General features: G+C 71.8%; 18 protein-coding genes. 7 read left to right on the top strand and 11 right to left on the bottom strand.

What is annotated here, in order from left to right:
- Positions 1-86: 86 nt before the first annotated feature.
- The 3 genes from ACR68M_RS34015 to ACR68M_RS34005 form a co-directional block, all read right to left on the bottom strand.
- Entirely contained in the window at positions 87-263 is a 177-nt protein-coding gene (locus ACR68M_RS34015; protein WP_441248016.1) for a hypothetical protein, read from the bottom strand.
- A gap of 67 nt (positions 264-330) precedes the next feature.
- The gene (locus tag ACR68M_RS34010; protein WP_441248015.1) at positions 331-621 is read right to left on the bottom strand and encodes a hypothetical protein; all 291 of its coding nucleotides are present in this window, start codon (positions 619-621) and stop codon (positions 331-333) included.
- Between the two features lie 243 nt (positions 622-864).
- On the bottom strand, positions 865-2,640 hold the full coding sequence (locus ACR68M_RS34005) for a putative Ig domain-containing protein (RefSeq protein ID WP_441248014.1): 1,776 nt from the start codon (positions 2,638-2,640) through the stop codon (positions 865-867).
- A 335-nt stretch (positions 2,641-2,975) separates the two neighbouring features.
- Between ACR68M_RS34005 and ACR68M_RS34000 the strand changes: the two genes are divergently transcribed.
- The 3 genes from ACR68M_RS34000 to ACR68M_RS33990 all read left to right on the top strand — a co-directional run bounded on the left by ACR68M_RS34000 (position 2,976) and on the right by ACR68M_RS33990 (position 5,545).
- Entirely contained in the window at positions 2,976-3,752 is a 777-nt protein-coding gene (locus ACR68M_RS34000) for a G1 family glutamic endopeptidase (protein ID WP_441248013.1), read from the top strand.
- A gap of 272 nt (positions 3,753-4,024) precedes the next feature.
- The gene (locus ACR68M_RS33995) at positions 4,025-4,873 is read left to right on the top strand and encodes a hypothetical protein (protein ID WP_441248012.1); all 849 of its coding nucleotides are present in this window, start codon (positions 4,025-4,027) and stop codon (positions 4,871-4,873) included.
- 51 nt (positions 4,874-4,924) lie between these two features.
- A complete protein-coding gene (locus ACR68M_RS33990; protein ID WP_441248011.1) occupies positions 4,925-5,545 on the top strand; it encodes a LysE family translocator in 621 nt (206 codons plus the stop codon).
- 34 nt (positions 5,546-5,579) lie between these two features.
- On the opposite strand, the gene ACR68M_RS33985 is transcribed toward ACR68M_RS33990, so the two are convergent.
- The 4 genes from ACR68M_RS33985 to ACR68M_RS33970 all read right to left on the bottom strand — a co-directional run bounded on the left by ACR68M_RS33985 (position 5,580) and on the right by ACR68M_RS33970 (position 8,816).
- Positions 5,580-6,320, bottom strand: coding sequence for a class I SAM-dependent methyltransferase (locus ACR68M_RS33985; RefSeq protein WP_441248010.1), 741 nt, complete (start codon positions 6,318-6,320; stop codon positions 5,580-5,582).
- 66 nt (positions 6,321-6,386) lie between these two features.
- Entirely contained in the window at positions 6,387-7,322 is a 936-nt protein-coding gene (gene hemC / locus ACR68M_RS33980) for a hydroxymethylbilane synthase (protein ID WP_441248009.1), read from the bottom strand.
- Between the two features lie 17 nt (positions 7,323-7,339).
- A complete protein-coding gene (locus tag ACR68M_RS33975; RefSeq protein WP_441248008.1) occupies positions 7,340-8,161 on the bottom strand; it encodes a YqjF family protein in 822 nt (273 codons plus the stop codon).
- 88 nt (positions 8,162-8,249) lie between these two features.
- Positions 8,250-8,816 (bottom strand): hypothetical protein, encoded by a 567-nt coding sequence (locus ACR68M_RS33970; protein WP_441248007.1) that lies wholly within the window; start codon positions 8,814-8,816, stop codon positions 8,250-8,252.
- A gap of 178 nt (positions 8,817-8,994) precedes the next feature.
- Between ACR68M_RS33970 and ACR68M_RS33965 the strand changes: the two genes are divergently transcribed.
- Positions 8,995-9,702 (top strand): hypothetical protein, encoded by a 708-nt coding sequence (locus tag ACR68M_RS33965; protein ID WP_441248006.1) that lies wholly within the window; start codon positions 8,995-8,997, stop codon positions 9,700-9,702.
- Positions 9,703-9,717: 15 nt separating this feature from the next.
- On the opposite strand, the gene ACR68M_RS33960 is transcribed toward ACR68M_RS33965, so the two are convergent.
- On the bottom strand, positions 9,718-10,506 hold the full coding sequence (locus ACR68M_RS33960) for a phosphotransferase enzyme family protein (protein ID WP_441248005.1): 789 nt from the start codon (positions 10,504-10,506) through the stop codon (positions 9,718-9,720).
- 13 nt (positions 10,507-10,519) lie between these two features.
- Positions 10,520-11,464, bottom strand: a complete 945-nt coding sequence (locus ACR68M_RS33955) for a GNAT family N-acetyltransferase (RefSeq protein WP_441248004.1) — start codon at positions 11,462-11,464, stop codon at positions 10,520-10,522.
- Positions 11,465-11,636: 172 nt separating this feature from the next.
- On the opposite strand from ACR68M_RS33955, the gene ACR68M_RS33950 reads away from it, so the two are divergent.
- Positions 11,637-15,503 carry a tetratricopeptide repeat protein gene (locus ACR68M_RS33950; RefSeq protein ID WP_441248003.1) on the top strand — a complete coding sequence of 1,289 codons (3,867 nt, stop codon included), beginning with the start codon at positions 11,637-11,639 and terminating at the stop codon, positions 15,501-15,503.
- On the opposite strand, the gene ACR68M_RS33945 is transcribed toward ACR68M_RS33950, so the two are convergent.
- The gene (locus ACR68M_RS33945; RefSeq protein ID WP_441248002.1) at positions 15,500-16,600 is read right to left on the bottom strand and encodes a hypothetical protein; all 1,101 of its coding nucleotides are present in this window, start codon (positions 16,598-16,600) and stop codon (positions 15,500-15,502) included. The two genes, ACR68M_RS33950 and ACR68M_RS33945, sit on opposite strands and share 4 nt — an antisense overlap.
- A 132-nt stretch (positions 16,601-16,732) precedes the next feature.
- Between ACR68M_RS33945 and ACR68M_RS33940 the strand changes: the two genes are divergently transcribed.
- Together ACR68M_RS33940 and trpS are read left to right on the top strand one after the other, a co-directional pair.
- Positions 16,733-17,131, top strand: coding sequence for a DUF4440 domain-containing protein (locus ACR68M_RS33940; RefSeq protein WP_441248001.1), 399 nt, complete (start codon positions 16,733-16,735; stop codon positions 17,129-17,131).
- 308 nt (positions 17,132-17,439) lie between these two features.
- Positions 17,440-18,483, top strand: coding sequence for a tryptophan--tRNA ligase (gene trpS / locus ACR68M_RS33935; RefSeq protein WP_441251789.1), 1,044 nt, complete (start codon positions 17,440-17,442; stop codon positions 18,481-18,483).
- A 227-nt stretch (positions 18,484-18,710) separates the two neighbouring features.
- Here trpS and ACR68M_RS33930 read toward each other — a convergent pair whose 3' ends face one another.
- Entirely contained in the window at positions 18,711-19,424 is a 714-nt protein-coding gene (locus ACR68M_RS33930) for an HAD family hydrolase (protein WP_441248000.1), read from the bottom strand.
- Positions 19,425-19,440 lie beyond the last annotated feature (16 nt).

Genomic DNA, 19,440 nt, shown 5'->3' with positions numbered 1-19,440 from the left:
ACGCAGCGTCACCCGCAGGAATGGTGACGCTGCGTCACTCGGCGTACCGCGCTGGGCCGTCCGGATGAAGCAGCGGTCGGTCGGCCTCAGTCGGGCAGCCCGGCGCGGCGGCGGGCGGTGAGTGCCACGGCCGACCAGTCGAGGTCGGCGCCGCCGTGGGCGATTTCCCGGCGGCGAGGATGTTGAGCCGTCCGGCCGCTGCCACCGCGGGTGACGGCGTGGTCGTCGGCGAGCACGGAGACGACGGTGTCCTGCTGGAACACCTCGGTGAGATCGGCTGCCCGACGGTACGTCAGCTCCGGTGGTCAGGCACTCAGCCCGCCGGGCGGGTCAGCCGCCGGCCGGGCCGTGGACGGCGTGGTGGGCGCTCTCGCGCAGGCTGGCCAGGACGTCGAGGAGGGCGGCGAGCGGCTGGTACTCGGGGCGGACGGCGGGCCGCTGGCCCTGGAGCTTGAGGGTGTCCCAGATCTGTTCGAGGTAGTCGTGCAGCGTCTCGCGGGCGAGCAGCTGGGCGTTGGTGGCGTCGGCGCCGAGGCGGGCGAGCGTGGCTCGGTCGAGGCGTTCCACGGCGTCGGCGATCGTCAACGCGGCGTGGCGGATGTGTGGTTCGTCCGTGGACATCGAAGACGCCCTCCCCCTGGTGTCGGTGTCGCCGTCGTGCCAGTTGTCCGCGCCGGTCATGGACGGGCTTCCGGCCGATGTCCGCCGCAGGTGCTTGTCATGGACCGGCTCGGGGACGATCTTAGAGCCCCCGTGCTCGCCCCGGGGCAAAGTTCGGGAAGGTCGGCACCAGCAGGCCCAGCACGGCCGACGAGCCGTCGGACTGGTGTCCGACGGCTCGTCCCGCACTGGTGCGACGGAGCGTCAGGAGACGTTCAGCGCGGTGTCGTCGATGACGAACGAGGTCTGCTTGGTGTAGTCCTCGGTGCCGGTGAACTTCACCGTGACGGTCTGCCCGGCGTAGGCCGAGAGGTCGAAGGAGTGTTGGGCGTAGCCGGCGGCCGCGTTGACGTTGGAGTAGGTGGCGAGGGTGGAGAGCACGGTGCCGGAGCTGTTCAGCACCTGCACCTTGAGGGTGTCGAAGGCGGTGGTGGTCGACGCGGCGGAGTCGACGTGCAGCCAGAAGCTGAAGGAGGCGCTGGTGCAGCCGGCCGGGATGGCGACCGACTGGGCGAGGGTGTCGGTGTTGGCGCTGCCGTAGCCGTCCAGCCAGGCGTCGTAGCTGCCGGAGCGGGCGGGCTCGCTGCTGCTGTTGCTGATGGCGCTGCTGCCGCTGGTGTCGGTCTCCGTCCAGGGGGAGGCCGTGCCGGTCTCGAAGCCGGGGTTGCCGAGCAGCTGGGCGGGGGTGCAGCCGGTGCCGCCGGAGCCGGAGACCGTCCAGGTGAAGGTGGCGGAGCCCGAGGGGCCGGTGGAGTCGGTCGCCTTCACCGTGACGCTGTACGTCCCGGCGGTGGTCGGGGTGCCGCCGACCAGGCCGGTCGCGGAGTTGAGGGTGAGGCCGGCGGGCAGGCCGGTCGCGGACCAGCTGAGGGTGCCGCCGGCGGTGTCGGTGGCGGCCAGCTGGAGGCTGGTGGCGGTGCCGACGGTGGCGGTGCGGTTGCCGGGCGCGGTGACGGAGACGCTGCCGGTGGTGCCGCCGCCGGTGCCGGTGGCGAGCCACTCGGTGGCGTTGAGGGCGAGCGCGGCGTCGGTGCCGGCCGGGTCGTCCCAGCCGTCGAAGAGGGTGTTGCTGGGCTGTCCGGTGCCGTCGTCGATGGTCGAGCTGTCGCCCCAGATGGCGACCTTGCCCTTGCCGAAGGTACTGGTGACGAAGAAGGCGTTGGTGTTGCCGCCGCTCGGGCCGGTGCTGAGGTAGAGCAGGCCCTTGACGGCCGGGTTGTCGGCCGGCTTGAGGGTGAAGGTGGTGCCGTTGCGCAGGATGCTGCCGGTGACGGTGCCGAACGGGCCGTTCAGGACGGGGTCGGCGGAGTCGCTGACGGCGCGCGGGTTGTCGGTGGTGATGTTCTTGAGGTCGACCGAGAAACCGAACGGGTCGTTGTTGTTGACGCCGTTGCTGGTCAGCAGGTCGTTGATGATGGCCGGGGAGTCCCAGCCGTCGTTGTTGCGGTCGCTCTGGGTGTGGTCGGAGATCAGGAAGAGACCGCCGCCGTTCTGCACGAAGGTCATCACCGCGGCCTTCTCGGCGCTGGAGAGCCGGATGTTGGGCTCGGGCAGCACGAACGTGTCGAAGTTCGACAGGTCGAGCGGGTTGCCGGTGTTGCCGTAGGTGATGGTGCCGGTGCTCGGCAGCGTCTTCAGGCTGTACCGGCCGGTCTTCTGCAGCGCCACGCCCCAGGCGGAGAGGGCGCCCGTCCAGGACGACTCAGTGCTCGGGTTGGCGTTCTGGCCGAGCGGGTCGGGCTGGCTGGTGCTGATGATCCAGTCGGCGTTGCCGGCCGTCTCGGCCTTGCTGTTGTCGAAGAGCACGCGGTGCTGCGCGGTGGCGGCGGCCTGACTGCCCGCGACGTCGGCACGCTGCGGGGCGGCGAGGGCCGGGTGGCCCGCGCCGAGCAGGGCGACGGCGGCGAGAGTGGCGGCGGCGAGGGCCGCGCGGCCGCGCCGGGGGGTCGTACGGGGTGCGGACACCTGGTTCGTGATCATCCGTCAAACTCCTCGGGTCGTGGGGAACTGAGGTTGCTACGCGCGTAGGCGTACTGCCGTGAAGCAGCATGGGGGCGCCCTGCGTCGTATGCACCCATGGTCGGGCAACGATCACTTGAACGGAACACGTCGAACTGATTCCATGCCTCAGCCGCCGGACCTCCCCACAAGCCCCACCGCGACCCGCCGATTGTTTGCCTCCTCTTGACGCCCTGCAGAGCCATCGCACACCTACCGTTGTCAGCACGCAGTCAAAGTGTCTGGCATCGCCACGGTCTGATGACACGTCTGCACACGCCAGGCACTCCCCCGCACCCCCACCCTCGGAGTAGCCCATGTCAGCAGCACCCCGTCGCCGTCTCCTCGCCGTCTCCGCCGCTGCCGTCACGGTGCTCACCAGCGCCGCACCGGCCCTCGCCGCCCCCGTGCTCCCGGCCCTGGTCCAGGCGCCGATGATCACCACGGGCACCGCGCCGCACCTGGCCGGGCAGCCCGCCGACGCGCGCAACAGCACCAGCAGCAACTGGTCCGGCTACGCCGCGACGGGAGCCCGCTTCACCAGCGTCAGCGCGAGTTGGGTCCAGCCCAGTGCGAGCTGCACGGGCACCGACACCTGGTCCAGCTTCTGGATCGGCCTCGACGGCGACGGCAGCAACTCGGTCGAGCAGACCGGCAGCGAGGTCGACTGCTCCAGCGGCTCGCCGCAGTACTACGCCTGGTACGAGATGTACCCGGCCTACCCCGTCAACTTCAGCAACACCGTCCGCCCCGGCGACCACTTCACCTCCACCGTCAGCACCAACGGCAGCGGCACCTTCACCCTCCAGCTCTCCGACACCACCCAGGGCTGGACCAGGGCGGTCAACAAGACCCTCCGCAACGCGGCCCTCGCCTCCGCCGAGGTGATCGCCGAGGCGCCGTCCAGCTCCTCCGGCCCACTGCCGCTGACCAACTTCGGCAAGGTGAGCTTCAGCAACGCCACCGCGAACGGCCAGCCCATCGGCAGCTACTCCCCCGACAACATCACCATGGCCGCCGGCTCCACCACCAAGGCGACCACCTCCGGCCTCTCCGGCGGCAACGCCTTCTCGGTGACCTGGAAGCACACCTGACAGACCCTCCGGACGGGCGGCCGGGCCCGGTGGCCCGCAGCATGGGAGGCGTGACACCTTCCCTGAACCGGCGTGCACTGCTGGCCGGGCTCGGCAGCGCCTGTGGTCTCGCTGCCGCCGGGTGCTCCGGCCGCTCCTCCGGCGGCGGGACGCCCTCACCCGCCGCGTCACCTGCCTCTGCCTCCACGTCGGCCTCCGCCCCTGCCTCCGTTCCGGTCTCCCCTCCTGCCACCGTTTCGGCATCCGTCTCCGCTTCCGAATCCGCATCCGCCGTGCCCTCGGCCGCCGCACTGCCGACGACGACGGTGTGGGCACCCGGTCCCGGCGAGCTCGAACCGGACGTGAAGCTGCGGGCCGTCCAGCTCGTCGAGGCGCTCGGCTCCTGGCCCTCGGGGGGCGGCGGGGACGCCGCCAGCCGGGCCCGGGTCGAGGCGCTCGGCCTCGACCCGGCGCTCACCGCGCAGGCCGGAGGCCTGCGCCCGCCGGGCAACCGGGCCACGATCCGGATCGTCGACGCCCAGTACGGCGGTCTGCTGGCCGACTCCGCCAGCGTGCTGGTCGTCGCCGAACAGTGGACGGCGACGGGGGCGGCCGTCACCGCAGGGGGCACCACCGTCGACGTCCGGCTGAGCCGGGCCCAGCCACGGTGGACGGTCACCGAGCTGCACCCCGCCACGCCCGGCCCGGCCACCGACCGGCCCAGCTCGGCGGCCCGGCAGGTGCTGACGGGCGGCCGCATCCAGCTCCCGCCCGCCGCGCGGGCCGACATCGCGAGCGGCGCCGTCCACGACACCGTGCTGCAGGCGATGCTGAGCCTCGCCGGCACCTACGCGTTCGCCGTCAGCGTGGTCCGCTCCGGGCACCCGTTGGACGTCTTCGGGACGACCCGCCCGAGCGACCACCCGCTGGGGCGGGCCTTCGACGTCTGGCAGATCGACGGGCACGCGGTCGTCGACCCGGCGACACCGACCACGCTGGTCGACGGCTTCATGCGGGCAGCCGCCGCTGCCGGCTCGTACAACGTCGGCGGGCCGCGCCAGCTCTCCGGCGGCGCGACCGCGAACCAGTACTTCTCCGACGACACACATCATGATCATGTCCATGTTGGATTCCGGAGCTGACCTCGGGATATTCCCTGGACAGCGGGTGCGGCCCGTCCCCACCATGAGGCTGTGCCAAGTACTCTTCTCACCTTCCTCGGCGCCTGTGCTCTGATCGCTGCCTCACCCGGCCCCAGCACCATGCTGATCATCCGACAGTCTCTGCACAGCCGGCGGTCCGGCTTCCTGACCGTGCTCGGCAACGAGACCGGCGTCTTCGTCTGGGGCGTCGTCGCCGCCTGCGGGCTGACGGCCCTGCTCGCGGCCTCGCAGCTGGCGTACGACGTGATGCGGATCGTCGGCGCGGTGACCCTGATCGTCTTCGGCGTGCGGACGCTGCTGGCGGCCCGGCGCAGCCACGGGCCGGACGGCGTCGAGGCGGCGGCCGCCGTCCGCTCCGGCTGGTCGTCCTACCGCGCGGGCCTGCTGATCAACCTCGCCAACCCCAAGGCAGCCGTCTTCGCCATGTCCTTCCTCCCGCAGTTCGTGCCCACGGGCGCGCCGAAGCTGGCCACCATGATCGGGCTGGCGGCCGTGTGGGCGGTCTTCGAGATCGGCTACTACGGGATGTACGTGTGGTTCGTCGCCCGGATGAAGGCGGTCGTCTCGCGGGCCGAGGTGCGCAGGCGCCTGGAGCAGGTCTCCGGTGGGGTGCTGCTCCTGCTCGGCATCCGGATGGCCGTCGAGAGCTGACCGTCCGGCCCCCGAGACCGTCCGGACCGCGCGCTCAGGCCAACGTGATCGGGCGGGCAATGGTGACGATCTCGCGGCTCGCTCCGGTCACCGGGCCGCAGTGCCAGTCGCCGTACTGGGCCTCGATCGCGAAGCCGGCTTCGTTGAGGAAGGTGTTCAGGGCCGGGACGTCCAGGAACCGCAGGCTGGAGCGGTCGACGCGTCGGACGGTGCCGGCCGGGTCGGTGGTGGTCTCGGTCAGCGTCACGACGTCGTCGACCACCGAGTCGAGGTGGTACGTGGTGCGGAGTGTGCGGCCGGCCGCGTCCACGACCTCGGAGGGTTCGGCTGCCGCCCAGCTCTCCCAGGCGCGGGCCCGGGGGTGGCGGGTCTCGAAGGCAAACCGGCCGCCCTCGCGCAGCGCCGCCCGGATCGCCGTGAGCGACGCCCGCAGCTCGTCGTCGCCGACCAGGCACTGGAACGCGTGGCTGACCATCGTCACGAGGTCGAACTCCCCGGCCCAGGAGGCCTCGGCCGCCACTCCGGCCACCCACTCGACATCGGTCCGGCGCCGTGCCCGGTCGAGCGCCGCCCGGTCGGGGTCGAGGCCGACGAGCCGGCCGGTGTGCCCGGTCTCGCGCGCGTGGCGCAGCATGCTGCCCGTGCCGCAGCCGACGTCCAGGACGTCGCTCGCGGCCCGTACGAGTCCGTCGTAGAACGCGTCACTCGGGTAGCTCGCGGCGTCCCAGGGGTTCAGCAGGTCGTACAGGGCGGCCGCGTCGGCGTCGGACAGCATGGCGTCAGTCTCCCCGGGCCGCCGCTGCCGTCCAACCGATTTTCGAATCGGCCGCCAACCGGCGGATCAGTGCGGGATGGTGTCGATCAGTTCGCGGGCGCCCTGGCGCAGGAGGGCAACGGCCACGGAGGTGCCGAGGGTCGCCGGGTCGAGCGGGCCGGCCCACTCGTGGGCGTCGAGCACGGTCTTACCGTCCGGGGTGAACACCCGGGCCCGGAGGGAGAGTCGGCCGTCGCGCTCGGCGCGGGCGTAGCCGGCGATCGGGGAGTTGCAGTGGCCTTGCAGGACGTGCAGGAACATCCGTTCGGCCGTGGTCTCGCGCCAGGCGTCGGCGTCACCGAGGCCGGTGACGGCCGCGATGGTCTCGTTGTCGTCCTCGCGGCACTGGAGCGCGAGCACCCCGGCCCCGATCGGCGGGCACATCGCCTCGACCGAGAGGATCTCCGAGATCCGCTCGCGCTGGTCGATCCGCTCCAGCCCCGAGACGGCGAGCAGCAGGGCGTCCGCCTCGCCGGCTGCCAGCTTCTCCAGGCGGCGGTTCGCGTTGCCACGCATCGGCACGCAGACCAGATCCGGGTGCGAGACCGCGAGTTGGGCGATCCGGCGGACGGACGAGGTGCCGATCCGGGCCCCGGGCGGGAGCTCGTCCAGCGTACGGCCCTCGGGGTGCACGACCGCGTCCCGGACGTCGTCGCGCTTGAGGAAGGCGGCGAAGACCGTACCGGCGGGCAGCGGGCGGTCGGCGGGCACGTCCTTGACGCAGTGCACCGCGAGGTCGGCCTCGCCCGCGAGCAGCGCCGCGTCGACCTCCTTGGTGAAGGCCCCCTTGCCGCCGAGCTTGGCGAGGTCACCCATCCAGCGGTCGCCCGAGGTGGTGACGGGCACCACCTCCGTCCTGATCCCGGGGTGCAGGGCGGCGAGTTCGGCGCGTACGCGCTCGACCTGGGCGAGTGCCATCGGGGAGGAACGGGAGACGATCCGGATCAGCTCGGTGGAGGCCATGACGAAACGATAGACCGTCAGTTGCGTTCCCTCCCAACCGCCCTGGAGTGTTCGCGAGGTGTCGGGGCTCCAGGCAGGCCGAACCGGACCGGCACCCCGGGCGAGTACAGGACGCTCACCGGCGCGGCGGCGGGCGTGGCCAGCCCGGCGGCGACCAGCAGGTCCTCCTCGCAGTCGACCAGTTCGGCCCGGTGCAGCGGCCAGCGCGGATGCGTGTTCGGGAGGTACAGCTCGCGCCCGAAGTACCCGGCATGAAGACCCCAGCGGGCGGTCAGGAAGTGTTCCAACTCGGTCGGTTCGTCGATCGGCTCGCCGATCCGCACTGTGATCCGGCTCCGCGCCCCACGCGGGCCGGGCCAACGGCGGGTGCTGGCGTATCTGATGGTGTCGCCCGCCCGCCGGACGTCCATCCGCGACCAGACGTACGGCAGCCGGAAGCCCGCCCGCGCGACCAGCACGGGCAGCAGACGGGTGGCGTCGAGGGAGCGGAAGACCACGCCGCGCCGTCCGGACGAATCCACCGAGTACAGCCGAACGTTGGTCTCGGGGAAGCTGCCCAGGTAGGGCAGGCCGGGTAGGCCGAGCCAGCCGATCCGGTGCATCCGGAAGGCGACCAGACCGACGTAGCTGACCCCGTCGACGGTGTCCGGGCGGGTGCCGGGCGGCAGCAGCGGGGCGACGGCGGCCGGGTCGACGGGCCAGTGCAGGAAGGCGAGGTCCAACCAGGACTGCGTGAGCAGCGGGTACGGAGTGGCCCTGGGCGCGTCCGGGGTGACCGGCTCGGCCGGCTCGGCCGGCTCGGGATTCTGGGGCTGGGGCTGGGGCTGCGGCGGCGGCACGCCCGTCAGGATGGCAGGCGGCGGGCGCGGCGCCAAGGGCCCGGCGGGGTGGCGGCTCCCGGCGGGCCCTCGACGGGTCGGGGGGAGGTCAGAGACCGAGGCGGGCGACGGCCGTGGTCCAGTCCGTCACGAGTGCGTTCTGGGCAGCGGCGAGGGTCACCTTGTGGGCGCACACGGCGTACTTGAGCTTGGTCTCGACGCCGTCCTTCTGCGAGGAGGTGGCGGTGCCGCTGTGCGGCTCGGGCCACAGGTTGGCCGGGTCCGTGGGGTTGCCGCCCAGCTCCAGCGGGATGAAGTGGTCCTCTTCGTAGTCCGAGAGGTTGGTGTCGCTGTAGCCGTAGGCGATGATCTGCTGCGCCTTGAGCTTGTTGGTGTACGAGGTCGACGGGCGGACGGTCGCCGTCCAACCGGACACGCATATCGTCGAGCCGATCGTGCTCTGGGTGACGCTCGGGTTGAGCGTGCCCGGCGTACAGGCTGGGTCGGGCAGCGGCAGGTACGCCTGCGAGCAGGACGAGAGGAGGGCGGTGGCTGCCGGGTGCGCGGCAGCCTGGGCACCGGCGGAGAGGGCATTGGCCGTACCGGCGACGAGACCGCCGCTGGCGAGGACGAGCGCGGTGGCGGTGACGGCGATGCGCTGGTGCACGGATCTCATCTGGCACTCCAGGGAGTTGGTCCGGCGGGGTGTGGCCGGGCGAGTGCGTCCATGACAGCACCGGATGCGGATCGCCCAGAAGTACTGTGCGGTGAACATCTCGTGACGCGCGTAGACACAATCGTGGCGAGGCGCCGGTTCGGTCGGCCGGGCCCGGCGGTCCGTCAGAATGAACCTCATGAACACGAGCGATCCGAGCGAGCCGACCGGGCGACCCGTCCTCCAGGAGCCCGCCTGGCGCAGCGTCACCGAGGGTGAGCAGCGGTGGGCCGCGATGGCGGCGGTCCTGACCGCCGTCGGGTTGCAGATCTTCCTCCCGCCCCGGCTGACGGTGCATCCGCACTGGATGCTGCCCGCCCTCGAACTCCTGCTGCTCGCCGCGCTCTTCGTCTTCAACCCGCACCGGCGGCTCGACCGCAGCTCACGCCTGCTGCGGGCGCTCAGCCTGAGCCTGGCCGCCGCGATCAGCCTCGCGAACGGCTGGTCGGCGGTGAAGCTCGTCCGCGAGCTGCTGCACAGCACGGGCGCGCCCAACGCGCTCGGCCTGCTCGGCACGGCCGGCGCGGTCTGGGCGACCAACGTCATCGCGTTCGCGCTCTGGTACTGGGAGTGGGACAGGGGCGGCCCGGCCGCGCGCGCGGCAGGCGTCGAGGACTACCCGGACTTCCTCTTCCCGCAGATGCAGACCGAGGGGATCGCCCCTCCCGAGTGGGAGCCCGGCTTCCTCGACTACCTGTACGTCGCGTTCACGAACGCCACCGCCTTCAGCCCGACCGACACCATGCCGCTCTCGGCCTGGGCGAAGCTGCTGATGACCCTCCAGTCGGCGGTGTCCCTGCTGACGGTGCTCCTGGTGGTGGCCCGAGCGGTCAACATCCTGCACTGACGGCCGAGCGGCGGATCAGCCCAAGTAGCCGAAGAACAGAGCCCGTTGCCGCGCCAGGTAGGCGATGTCGGCGAGGTAGCGAAGATCGTGCCCCGCCGCGAGGTGGCGGGCGAAGGCCGCGTCGCCGGCTGCGGCCTGTGTGCGCATGAAGGCTACGAGCGCGTGCAGGCGGGTGGCGACGGTGTCGACCAGTTCGGCGCGTTCGGCCGGGTCGAGCCCGTAGTGGTCGCAGAAGACCCGGGCTCGGCGGCCCTGTTCCTCGACCGTGCCGAAGCCGTCGGGGTTGCCGGGTGCTGTGAGGGGCGCCCAGCGGTAGACGGCGTACGCGACGTCCCAGAGTCGGGGGCCCGGGTGGGCTGTGTCGAAGTCGATGATCCCGACCGCCGTGGTGCCGTCGAGTACGCAGTTGTGCGGGCCGAAGTCGCCGTGGCAGACGACCTCGGCGGGCGTCCGGGCAGGCAGCAGCCAGCCGTCGGTGACGTGCAGCAGCGCGCTGCCGAGCGTGCTGTCGTGGTACGCCCTGAGCAGCCGGGCCGCGCTCTCCAAGGCCTCCGGGGACGCGGCGGCGGGCGTCGCCGGGTAGCCGCTGACCCCACCCGGGAGGTAGTCCAGGATCTCGAAGCCGTCCTGCGTCACCCCGTCCTGCGCCACCCCGTGCACGGCGGGCGTGGCCGTGCAGCCCTGCGCCCGCAGCTGCCGCAGCAGCTCGTGCACCAGCGGCGACCACGAGCCGGTCGGCCGCCGCACGGTCGCGCCGACTCGCACCACCTCGTTCACGCCGCCGCCGAGGAGCTTGACCTCCATGGCGGGCGCCTGGTCAGGCCGGGTCGCCGGGCGGGCGGTGGCCGGCGGGAAGGGCCTTGGCGTGGACGGTGGAGCTGCGGCGGACGGTCATGCCGACCCGTTCGTAGAGCGAGAGTGCGCCCGTCCCGGAGTGCGTCCACAGGGTGCAGGCCTGCCTGCCCTGCTGGTGGAAGCCGTCGAAGGTGCGACGCAGCAGGGCCCGTGCGATGCCCCGGTTGCGGTGGTCGCCTCGTACGGCGACCCGTTCGATGTACCCGTCGCCGGTGCCCGGGACGTCCAGGGCCAGCGCTGCACCGACCATGAGGTCACCGTCGAAGGCGACGGAGGAGACGGCCGGGGCGAAGGTGGCGCGCTCGACCGTGAGCAACGCCCACTCCTCGTACGACTTCCGGCGCTGCTGCCACTCGTCGAAGGCGTCCTCGGTGAGCTGGTGCGCCGCGTGTTCGTCACCGGGCCGGAACGGCCGGATCACGATGCCTGCGGGCAGCTCCGGCTGGACCGGTTCGGCGGGCAGGGCGATCTCCAGCAACCAGGCGATGGCGTACGCCCCGTAGCCACGGGACCGCAGCAGTGCGACGGCCGCCAGGTCGTTGTCCGACACCGTCTGGACGAGCCGCTCGGTGCCCGCCTGCTGGGCGCGGGCCTCCACCCAGTCGAGCAGCGAGGCGCCCAGCCCGAGCCCCCGGTGGCCGGGGTGGACGTCGACCTCGCTGCGCCGGTCGACCCAGGCCCACGCGACCGGCTGCCCCGCCGGGTCGAGCACCAGCCGGGTGTCCGAGGCGAGTTGGAGGCCGGGCCGGGCGAGGTCGGCGGCGACGGTGTCGAGGTCGGTGTCCACGCAGCCGAGCAGGTCCCGTTCGCAGTCCGCGACGAGGCGGTGGATCGCGGGGACGTCCGCGGGAGTCGCGGGCCTGCTGCGGTATCCGGCCGGCACGCGTGGCGGAGGAAGATCGGTCATGCCCCGAACCTTCCCCCGGCCACCTGGGCGGTGTCCAGCCGTATTCCTTTCCGGCCGGCCGACTCCCGCATCGCTCGTTCCGGTGATCATCGACCGGATACCTGGCGTGGCGGCCGAGGACGCATCAAGGATGGGTGGTCGGCCGCAGCTTCGGCTCGAAGGGAGCCCCCCGATGACGCATCCCCCCACCGCCACACCCGACGTCAACACCGACCGCACCGCCTCCCCTGCCCAGTTCGGTGAGGACATCCCGGTCGACTGGATCTACCTCCGGGACACCATCCGGGTCAATGACGCCCTCCTCCAGGAGATCCGCGCCGAGGTCACGGTCCGCAGGCTCGCCCCGACGGCGACACTCGCCCTCGTCGCCCGCGAGATCGTCCACGACCCTGGTTTCGTCCTCACCGGCCTTCTCGGTCACCCCCTCGTCCTAGTCGCCGAGACCTACCGGGGCAACAACGGCGCCGTGGACGCCAGTGCCCCCGTCGGCGGGACCGGCTTCAGGGGCGACGCCGGTGCCGCCGGACAGGGGCAGTCCGGTCAGTCCGGCGGTGCCGGCAGGCACGGCGGGGACGGCGATCCGGGGAGCGCTGCGTCCACCGTCACCGTCCTCGCGCACCGGATCAGCGACCTCACCATCGCCGCACGCGGCGGCCGGGGAGGCAGGGGCGGCGCCGGGGGATCCGGCGGACATGGCTACGACGCGGCCCGCGGACCGAACAAGCCGGGCGAAGACCGCCCGGAGCCGGGCCAGGGGGGTCCGGGCGGTCCTGGCGGCAACGGCGCGGTCGGCGGCCCGGCCGCCCTGATCATCGTGGACACCACCGCCTGGACCAACCTCACTCTCGACGGTGCGGGCGGCCTGCCCGGCGACGCCGGAGCCGCCGGCCAGGGCGGCCGCGGCGGCATGGTCGGCGGGGTCGGCCCGGTCGGTGACCCCGGCCCCGACGGGACGCCGGGCGTGGCCGGCCCCGGCCCCGGCCCGGCCGTGCAGCCGGTTCTCGCCGTCCACGGCAACGACGACTGGTGGGCCCTGGTCCGGCTCCGGCTCGGCGGGCATGCGAAGGAATGGGCCGCGTACCGTACGCGCGTCGGCGAATTCCTCTTCCGCTCCTACGCCCCCGGGCTCGCCGACCGGAAGGGCCTGCGCGAGACGGCGTCCCTGGAGTTCCTCCGCGCGCTCGATCTCGACGCCGGGCAGGACCGCGCCGGCGAGCTCTCCCGCTGGATCGCCACCAACCTCTCCCCGATCGGGCAGCCCTACAACCTCGATCTGATGCCGGACTTCCCGCACTTCGAGCAGGTGGTCACCGACTACGACAACATCGTCAAGAGCCTATTCGACAACGCGCTGAGCCTGCTGCTGGCCTCCGTCGACACCGGCCAGAAGAACGACCGGCTGACCGCCGACGTCAACCGGGTCAACGACATGCGGCCGGTACTGAACCTGGAGGACCGAGCGGCCCAGCTGGCACTGGAGGAGGCCAAGGGCCGGGCCAAGGTGATCGACCAGCAGATGGAGGAGGTCAAGGCACAACTCTCCGCGGTCCAGGACGAGATGACCCTGGAGCGGATGGAGTTCCCGCCGGGGAACGACCTCGGCCCGCTCATCGGGGCGGCCATTGCCGTCGCCGCCGCAGTCTCCGCCGTCTACACCGGCGGGGCGAGCATCGTCGCATTCCTCGCCGCCGCCCAGCTGATGGCGAAGACCGGAGACGCCCTGGGGGCCTTCAACGCCACCACCGGTGAGAGCAAGGACGGCGGCAAACTCATCGAGTGGTGGGACTGGTCGGATGCCGGCAACCCCAGACTGAAGGAAGAGGACAAGGGCAAGGCAGGCGGATTCAAGGAACTCGTCGAAACCGGCGGCAAGCTCATCGACGCGGGCCGGGCGGTCGCCGAGCTCTTCCAGACGAAGATCGACGGCAAGCTGCAGAACCGCCAGCGCGATCTGGTCGCCCGGCAACTCGACCTCACCCGCCAGCGCGGCCTCCAGATCCTGGACGTCAACCAGAAGGGCGCGCTGCAGGTCGCGACCACGGCGAAGATCGCGGCCAACCAGCGCGATCTAGACCGGCTGCGCAACCTCCAGGCCGACTGGGCCTCCGACATCGCCGCCCTCGGCATGATCTCCCGCACCCTGATCGACCAGACCCAGGCCTACGTGGACGTCCTCATCCGGTACGCCTTCTACGCCTACCGGGCCCTGGATCTCTTCACCGTCAGCAGCGACCGGTCCGCCGGGTTCAGCTTCGACCTCGGCCACCTGCACCCCGACGAGGTCGAGAACGCCTATCTCGCGCTCTCCCGCGGCGAGGACTCCCGCGTCATCCCGCTGCTCCAGAGCTACCTGTCCTCCTGGGGCCGGATGCCCGAACTGCTCGGCCTACGAAGCTTCTACGACCAGTACCAGTCCGAACTCCAGCACGCCGTCTCCTTCATCACCCTCACCTCGCCCGACGTCCTGGACGGCCTGCGCAGCAGCGGCACTGCGACCTTCGCCGTCCCGCTGACCGAGTTCCCCGAGGCATGGTCGGAGCTGAAGACCGAGGAGGTGTACGTCGCCCTCCTCGGCGCCCGCGCCGACGAACCGGCCGTCAACGTCTTCGTCCAGCACGGCGGTCAGGCCACGAACCGGCTGCGGAACGGGACCCTGCGGGACACCGGCGGCCAGCCGGTGTCGACCACGGCCGAGGCCGTCTTCGACAAGCGCACGCCCGGCAGCACCCCCGCCAACCGCCCCGCCTTCTGGGGCCGCAGCCCCGTCACCACCTGGCGGGTCAGCATCGAACCGCTCTCCGCCCAGCAGACCGGTCTCGACCTGACCGGGCTCACCGAGCTCCACCTCACCCTCCGGTACGCCTTCTACGCGGTGCCGTCCGTTGCCGCGCCTGCCGTCCCGTCCATGCCGGTACACGCCGACTACGACGGCGACAACCTGCCCGACGCCGCCACCTGGGACTCCGTCACCGGCGCCTGGACCGTCCAGCCGTCCTCCGGCGCCCCAGCCCGGACCGTACCGTTCGGGCAGGCCGGGGACATCCCCGTGCCCAGCGACTACGACGGCGACGGCCAGGCCGACCTCGCCGTGTTCCGCCCCGCCGGCCGCACTCTCTACTCCCGTCCGTACGCGGGCGGCCCGACAGCGGTCCACCTCTGGCGCACCCCGGACTACGATCCCGTTCCCGAGGACTACCCGGGCATGGACCGGCTCGCCAACGCCTTCGACGTCCGCGCTGCGGATCTGACCAATGCCGGCCGGCACGAAGAGGCCGTCGACGTGCAGCTCCAGGCCCGTGACGCGTACGCGCAACTCGCCGACAAGGCACCCGTGTACCGCTCCGCGCTCGCCCAGACCCTGGTGATGCTGGGCGTCTACTGCACCCGCGCCGGCCACCACGACGACGCGGTGGCAGCCTCCCGCGAGGCCACGAACCTCTACCGGACCATCGGCGACAAGCCACAGTGGGCCTGGGCACTCGGCAACCTCTCCGCAGTACTCACCGCCGCCGGTCGGCAGGACGAGGCGGTCGCCACCCAGAACCAGAGTGTCTCCGTGTACCGGGAGCTGGCGTCGGCCGATCCCGCGTACCGCTCCGCGCTCGCCCAGACCCTGGTGATGCTGGGCGTCTACTGCACCCGCGCCGGCCGCCACGACGACGCGGTGGCGGCCTCCCGCGAAGGCGCGAACCTCTACCAGGCCATCGGCGACAAGCCACAGTGGGCCTGGGCACTCGGCAACCTCGCCGCAGCGTTCAGCGCAGCCGGACGCCCGTCCGACGCCGCCGACAGCCAGCGTCAGGCATGCGACCTCTACCGCGAACTCGCCGCGGCGGACTCCGCGTACCGACCCCTGCTCGCCCAGACCGCGTTTCAGCTCGCCCAGTACCTCGTGAGCGCGGGGCGTCGCCCCGAGGCGCTGACAGCCGCACAGGAGGCGGCGGCGGTCTACACCCAGTTGAACGCCGCCGAATCCGGCAAGTACGCCGCGCAGTTGGACGCGGCGGTGAGGCTCCGGGACTCGCTCGCCGGAAGCTAGCCGGTGACTTCGGGCGGCGCCGCCGAGCCGGCGAAGGCCGGGTAGAGCGGGAGCGGGTCGGCGCGCCAGCCGGTGGCGACCGCGTCGAGGAGCAGCCGCATCGTCCGGGCGAAGGCCGGGAGTTCGGTCAGGGTGGCGGCCATCGTCCAGCGGTGGGTGAGGAGTTCGCGTCTGGTCGGGACGGGTCGGCGGGTGGGGTGCATCGGTGCGTCCTCGGCGAGGGCCCGGGGCAGGTGGCGGATGGTGACGTCCACCGTCCAGACCGCCATCGCCTGCTGCATCCCCGCCTGCCAGACCTCGTCCTGGGCGAGCGCCGGGTAGAGCGGCACGACCTCCGCCCGGTAGGTCTGCTCGACCTGGTGCGCGAGGTCGGCCGGGAGGCTGAAGGTGCACCAGCAGGTGGAGAACGGCATCCGGCAGTACGCGGCGGTGAGGAAGACCGACCAGAAGCAGGCCTCCTCGAAGTCGATCAGCCGGAGGCCGTCGGGGGTCAGCAGGTTGTTGTCGGGGCAGGTGTCGCCGGGGGTGAAGGTCGGGAAGTCCTCCCCGCCGGCCGTACCGATCCGGGCCAGTTCGGCGGCCAGTCCGTCGGGGGCGGTGACGCCGACGGTGGGGAGGAGGGCGAGCAGCTCCGTGGCGTTCCGCTCGCACCAGGGGTCGTCCTGGGACGGCATGACGCCCGGCCCGAAGTGGGCCAGCTGCCGGTCGAGGTCGGCGCGCTGGTGAATCGAGTCGGCGGCCAGCCTGCCGAGCCCCCTGGCCCAGGCGAGCAGACCGTGGGCGGCAGCCTCCGGGTCGGCCCCGAGCAGGGTGTCGGCGAGCGTCGGCGCAGCGCCGAGGTCGGCCATCACCAGCAACCGGGCACCCACGTCCACCCCCAGGAGTTCCGGGCCGCCCGCGCCGAGGGAGAGCCCGGCCGCCTCGGTGGCGAAGGCCCGCCGGGCTTCGGGCTCGTCGGCGAACGCCTTGACGATCACGCTGCCGCCGGTGGCGACCCGGCAGCGCAGCACGGTGCTGCGGGTACTGCCCGCCAGGTCCACCGGCTCGAGGAGGTCGGCGCCCAGCAGCGCCCCGGCAGCCCGCATGATCGATTCCATTCGGGCATCCTGTCGAGAACTGCGCCGGTCCGCATCCGAATTGACGCTGCTACGTGCCGGCGTACGAGGTGACAGCAGCGGCGCCGACGCTGCGCCGTCATGTGCGAAGGCCGTCGGTGCTACTGTCCCGCCATGTCCAAGAGCGAAATTGACGCGGTGACGGCCGAGTTCTTCGGCGCCTTCGACAACCGGGGCGGCAAGCCCGCCGACGTGGCCCGGATACGTCGGCTGCTCCTGCCGAGCGGTGTGATCGTCTGCACCCGGCCGGAGCTGACCGTGTACACGGTCGAGGAGTTCGTCGAGCCTCGGGAGAAGCTGCTGAACGAGGGCCGGCTGGTGGAGTTCTCCGAGTGGGAGACCTCCGAGCGGACCGAGATCGCGGGTGACATCGCCTCACGCTTCGGCGAGTACGCGAAGTCCGGTCTCCTGGACGGTGAGCCGTACGAGGGCCGTGGGACCAAGACCATCCAGTTCGTCCGTACCTCGGAGGGCTGGCGGATCACCGCGTTCTCCTGGCACGACCAGGACTGAGCTCCGACGGGCCACGCGGCCCGGAGTGGCGAGCAGTGCGTTACGGTGTGGCCATGCAGCTTTCCTCGTGCCTGAACTGGTGGCGCTCCTCCTAGGAGCGGCCACCTCTCATGCACGACCGGGCCGTTCGAACGAACGGCCCTTCTGCGTTTCCTGGATCAGGGTCGTGTCGTCCGACGGCGGTACTGACCACCCACCAGGAGACCCTCATGAACAGCATTCCTCCGGGCATCGACACCGCCCTCACCGACACTGCCCCCACCGACACCGCCCCCACCGCCTCCGACTCCGCCGCCGACACGCTCGGGATGTCTGCCGCGCAGGCCCGCAGCGCGGAGTTGGAGAAGCTGATCCAGGCGGATCCGGGCCGGTTCCGCGTGCTGACCGGCGACCGCCCCACCGGCCGGCTGCACCTGGGCCACTACTTCGGCACGCTCCACAACCGAGTCCGCCTGCAAGGCCTCGGGGTCGAGATGTACGTGATCATCCCGGACTACCAGGTGCTGACCGACCGTGACGTCGCGGACAACCTGACCGGCCACGTCGAGGACCTGGTCCTGGACTACCTCGCGACCGGCGTGGACCCGGCCCGCAGCACGATCTTCACCCACAGCTCCGTCCCCGCCCTCAACCAGCTCCTGCTGCCCTTCCTGAGCCTCGTCTCCGTCGCCGAGCTGAGCCGCAACCCTACGGTCAAGGACGAGATCGCCCACTCCCGCCAGTCCTTCGTCAGCGGTCTGATGTTCACCTACCCGGCGCACCAGGCCGCCGACATCCTCTTCTGCAAGGCCGACCTCGTCCCGGTCGGCCAGGACCAGCTCCCCCACCTGGAACTCACCCGCACCATCGCCCGCCGCTTCAACGACCGTTACGGGAACGGCACTCCGGTGTTCCCCCAGCCCGATGCCCTGCTGTCGAGCGCACCCCTCATCCTGGGCACGGACGGCACCAAGATGAGCAAGAGCCGGGGCAACGCAATCGCGCTGTCCGCCGACGCCGACGAGACCGCCCGGCTGCTCAAGGGCGCCAAGACCGACTCCGAACGCCACATCACCTACGACCCGGCCGGCCGCCCCGAGGTCTCGTCCCTCCTCCTGCTGGCCGCGCTCTGCCTGGACCGGACCCCGCAGCAGGTCGCCGCCGACATCGGCTCCGCCGGAGCCGCCGCGCTGAAGAAGACCGTGACCGAGGCCGTCAACGAGTACCTGGCACCGATCCGGGCCCGCCGCGCCGAGTACGCGCAGGACCGCGCCTATCTGCGCCAGATCCTGCGGGACGGCAACGAGCGGGCCAGGGCCGTCGCCGACACCACGCTGGCCGAGGTCCGCGCAGCGATGAACAGCCACTACTGACCCGCCGCCCCCCGCTGCCCGCGAACGCGCCGGTACGGTGGGCGGAGGTTGAGCGTCGGGCAGTACGGCGGGAACCGCGGGAACGGCTGGGGAGGCACAGTGGGGCTGCGAGCGGCAGGACTTGGGACGGTGGTTCATCCCAGGGCACCGGCGTTCGCGCTGTGTGCTTCGGGTGCCCGTCCGCGTGCCTGGGCCAGCTGCGCAGCCCGGGATCAAATGTCCTCTGGTCACAAATTCATCAGCTCCGCCAACGAGGCGATCACCCGGATTCCGGCGTCCACGGCCCCGGAATCTCCGGAGGCCGAGCGGTCCAGCCAGATGGCCTGCAACCCAGCGTCCCGCGCCCCGACCGCGTCCTTCTCGTAGTCATCACCCACGTAGGCCACTTCGGCGGGCGCCAACTCCAGGGCCTCGCAGCCCGCCAGGAAGATGCTCGCCGCCGGCTTGGCGGAACCGTGTTCCTGGGAGCAGACCAACGGCTCCGTGAAGTAGCCGAGCAGCCCGATCGCATCCAGCTTCGCGCGCTGGTGTGCGGTCACCGAGTTCGACACGACGCCGAGTCGGAATCGACCCGCCAACGCGCCCAGCGCCGGCTGGGCATCGTCGAACGCCCGTCGGCCCACATCCCTCCGCAGCGCATAGCTCGCGAACCACGCCGTAGCCGCCTCGTCCGTCAACTCACGTGCGCCGACCACCCCGGCCTGTGCGAGAAACCGCCGTATCCGCGCGGCCTTCTGGGCGGCGAACGTCAACTCGCCGCTCAGGAACCGCGGGTACTCCTCCTCCCTGACCGCCCGCCACACACGCAGCGCCTCCGCCGGCGATGCGAACCGGTCGGAGAGCCCTTCGGCCACCAAATGCTCGTGAAGACCGGCCTCCTCGGCCGCCTCGTACGCGTACAGGGTTCCATCGACGTCGAACAGCACTCCACGGATCGTCATGCCGATGATTCTGGCG

This window comes from Kitasatospora sp. McL0602 (assembly GCF_052076145.1).
Lineage (GTDB): Bacteria > Actinomycetota > Actinomycetes > Streptomycetales > Streptomycetaceae > Kitasatospora.
This window is presented reverse-complemented; position numbering and strand designations above follow the sequence as displayed.

Excerpts from the sequence above, each read along its gene's own strand:
- ACR68M_RS34010 (WP_441248015.1), bottom strand. The coding sequence starts at position 621 with ATGTCCACGGACGAACCACACATCCGCCACGCCGCGTTGACGATCGCC.
- ACR68M_RS34005 (WP_441248014.1), bottom strand. The coding sequence starts at position 2,640 with ATGATCACGAACCAGGTGTCCGCACCCCGTACGACCCCCCGGCGCGGC.
- ACR68M_RS34000 (WP_441248013.1), top strand. The coding sequence starts at position 2,976 with ATGTCAGCAGCACCCCGTCGCCGTCTCCTCGCCGTCTCCGCCGCTGCC.
- ACR68M_RS33985 (WP_441248010.1), bottom strand. The coding sequence starts at position 6,320 with ATGCTGTCCGACGCCGACGCGGCCGCCCTGTACGACCTGCTGAACCCC.
- hemC (WP_441248009.1), bottom strand. The coding sequence starts at position 7,322 with ATGGCCTCCACCGAGCTGATCCGGATCGTCTCCCGTTCCTCCCCGATG.
- ACR68M_RS33970 (WP_441248007.1), bottom strand. The coding sequence starts at position 8,816 with ATGAGATCCGTGCACCAGCGCATCGCCGTCACCGCCACCGCGCTCGTC.
- ACR68M_RS33965 (WP_441248006.1), top strand. The coding sequence starts at position 8,995 with ATGAACACGAGCGATCCGAGCGAGCCGACCGGGCGACCCGTCCTCCAG.
- ACR68M_RS33960 (WP_441248005.1), bottom strand. The coding sequence starts at position 10,506 with ATGGAGGTCAAGCTCCTCGGCGGCGGCGTGAACGAGGTGGTGCGAGTC.
- ACR68M_RS33955 (WP_441248004.1), bottom strand. The coding sequence starts at position 11,464 with ATGACCGATCTTCCTCCGCCACGCGTGCCGGCCGGATACCGCAGCAGG.
- ACR68M_RS33950 (WP_441248003.1), top strand. The coding sequence starts at position 11,637 with ATGACGCATCCCCCCACCGCCACACCCGACGTCAACACCGACCGCACC.
- ACR68M_RS33945 (WP_441248002.1), bottom strand. The coding sequence starts at position 16,600 with ATGGAATCGATCATGCGGGCTGCCGGGGCGCTGCTGGGCGCCGACCTC.
- ACR68M_RS33940 (WP_441248001.1), top strand. The coding sequence starts at position 16,733 with ATGTCCAAGAGCGAAATTGACGCGGTGACGGCCGAGTTCTTCGGCGCC.
- trpS (WP_441251789.1), top strand. The coding sequence starts at position 17,440 with ATGTCTGCCGCGCAGGCCCGCAGCGCGGAGTTGGAGAAGCTGATCCAG.
- ACR68M_RS33930 (WP_441248000.1), bottom strand. The coding sequence starts at position 19,424 with ATGACGATCCGTGGAGTGCTGTTCGACGTCGATGGAACCCTGTACGCG.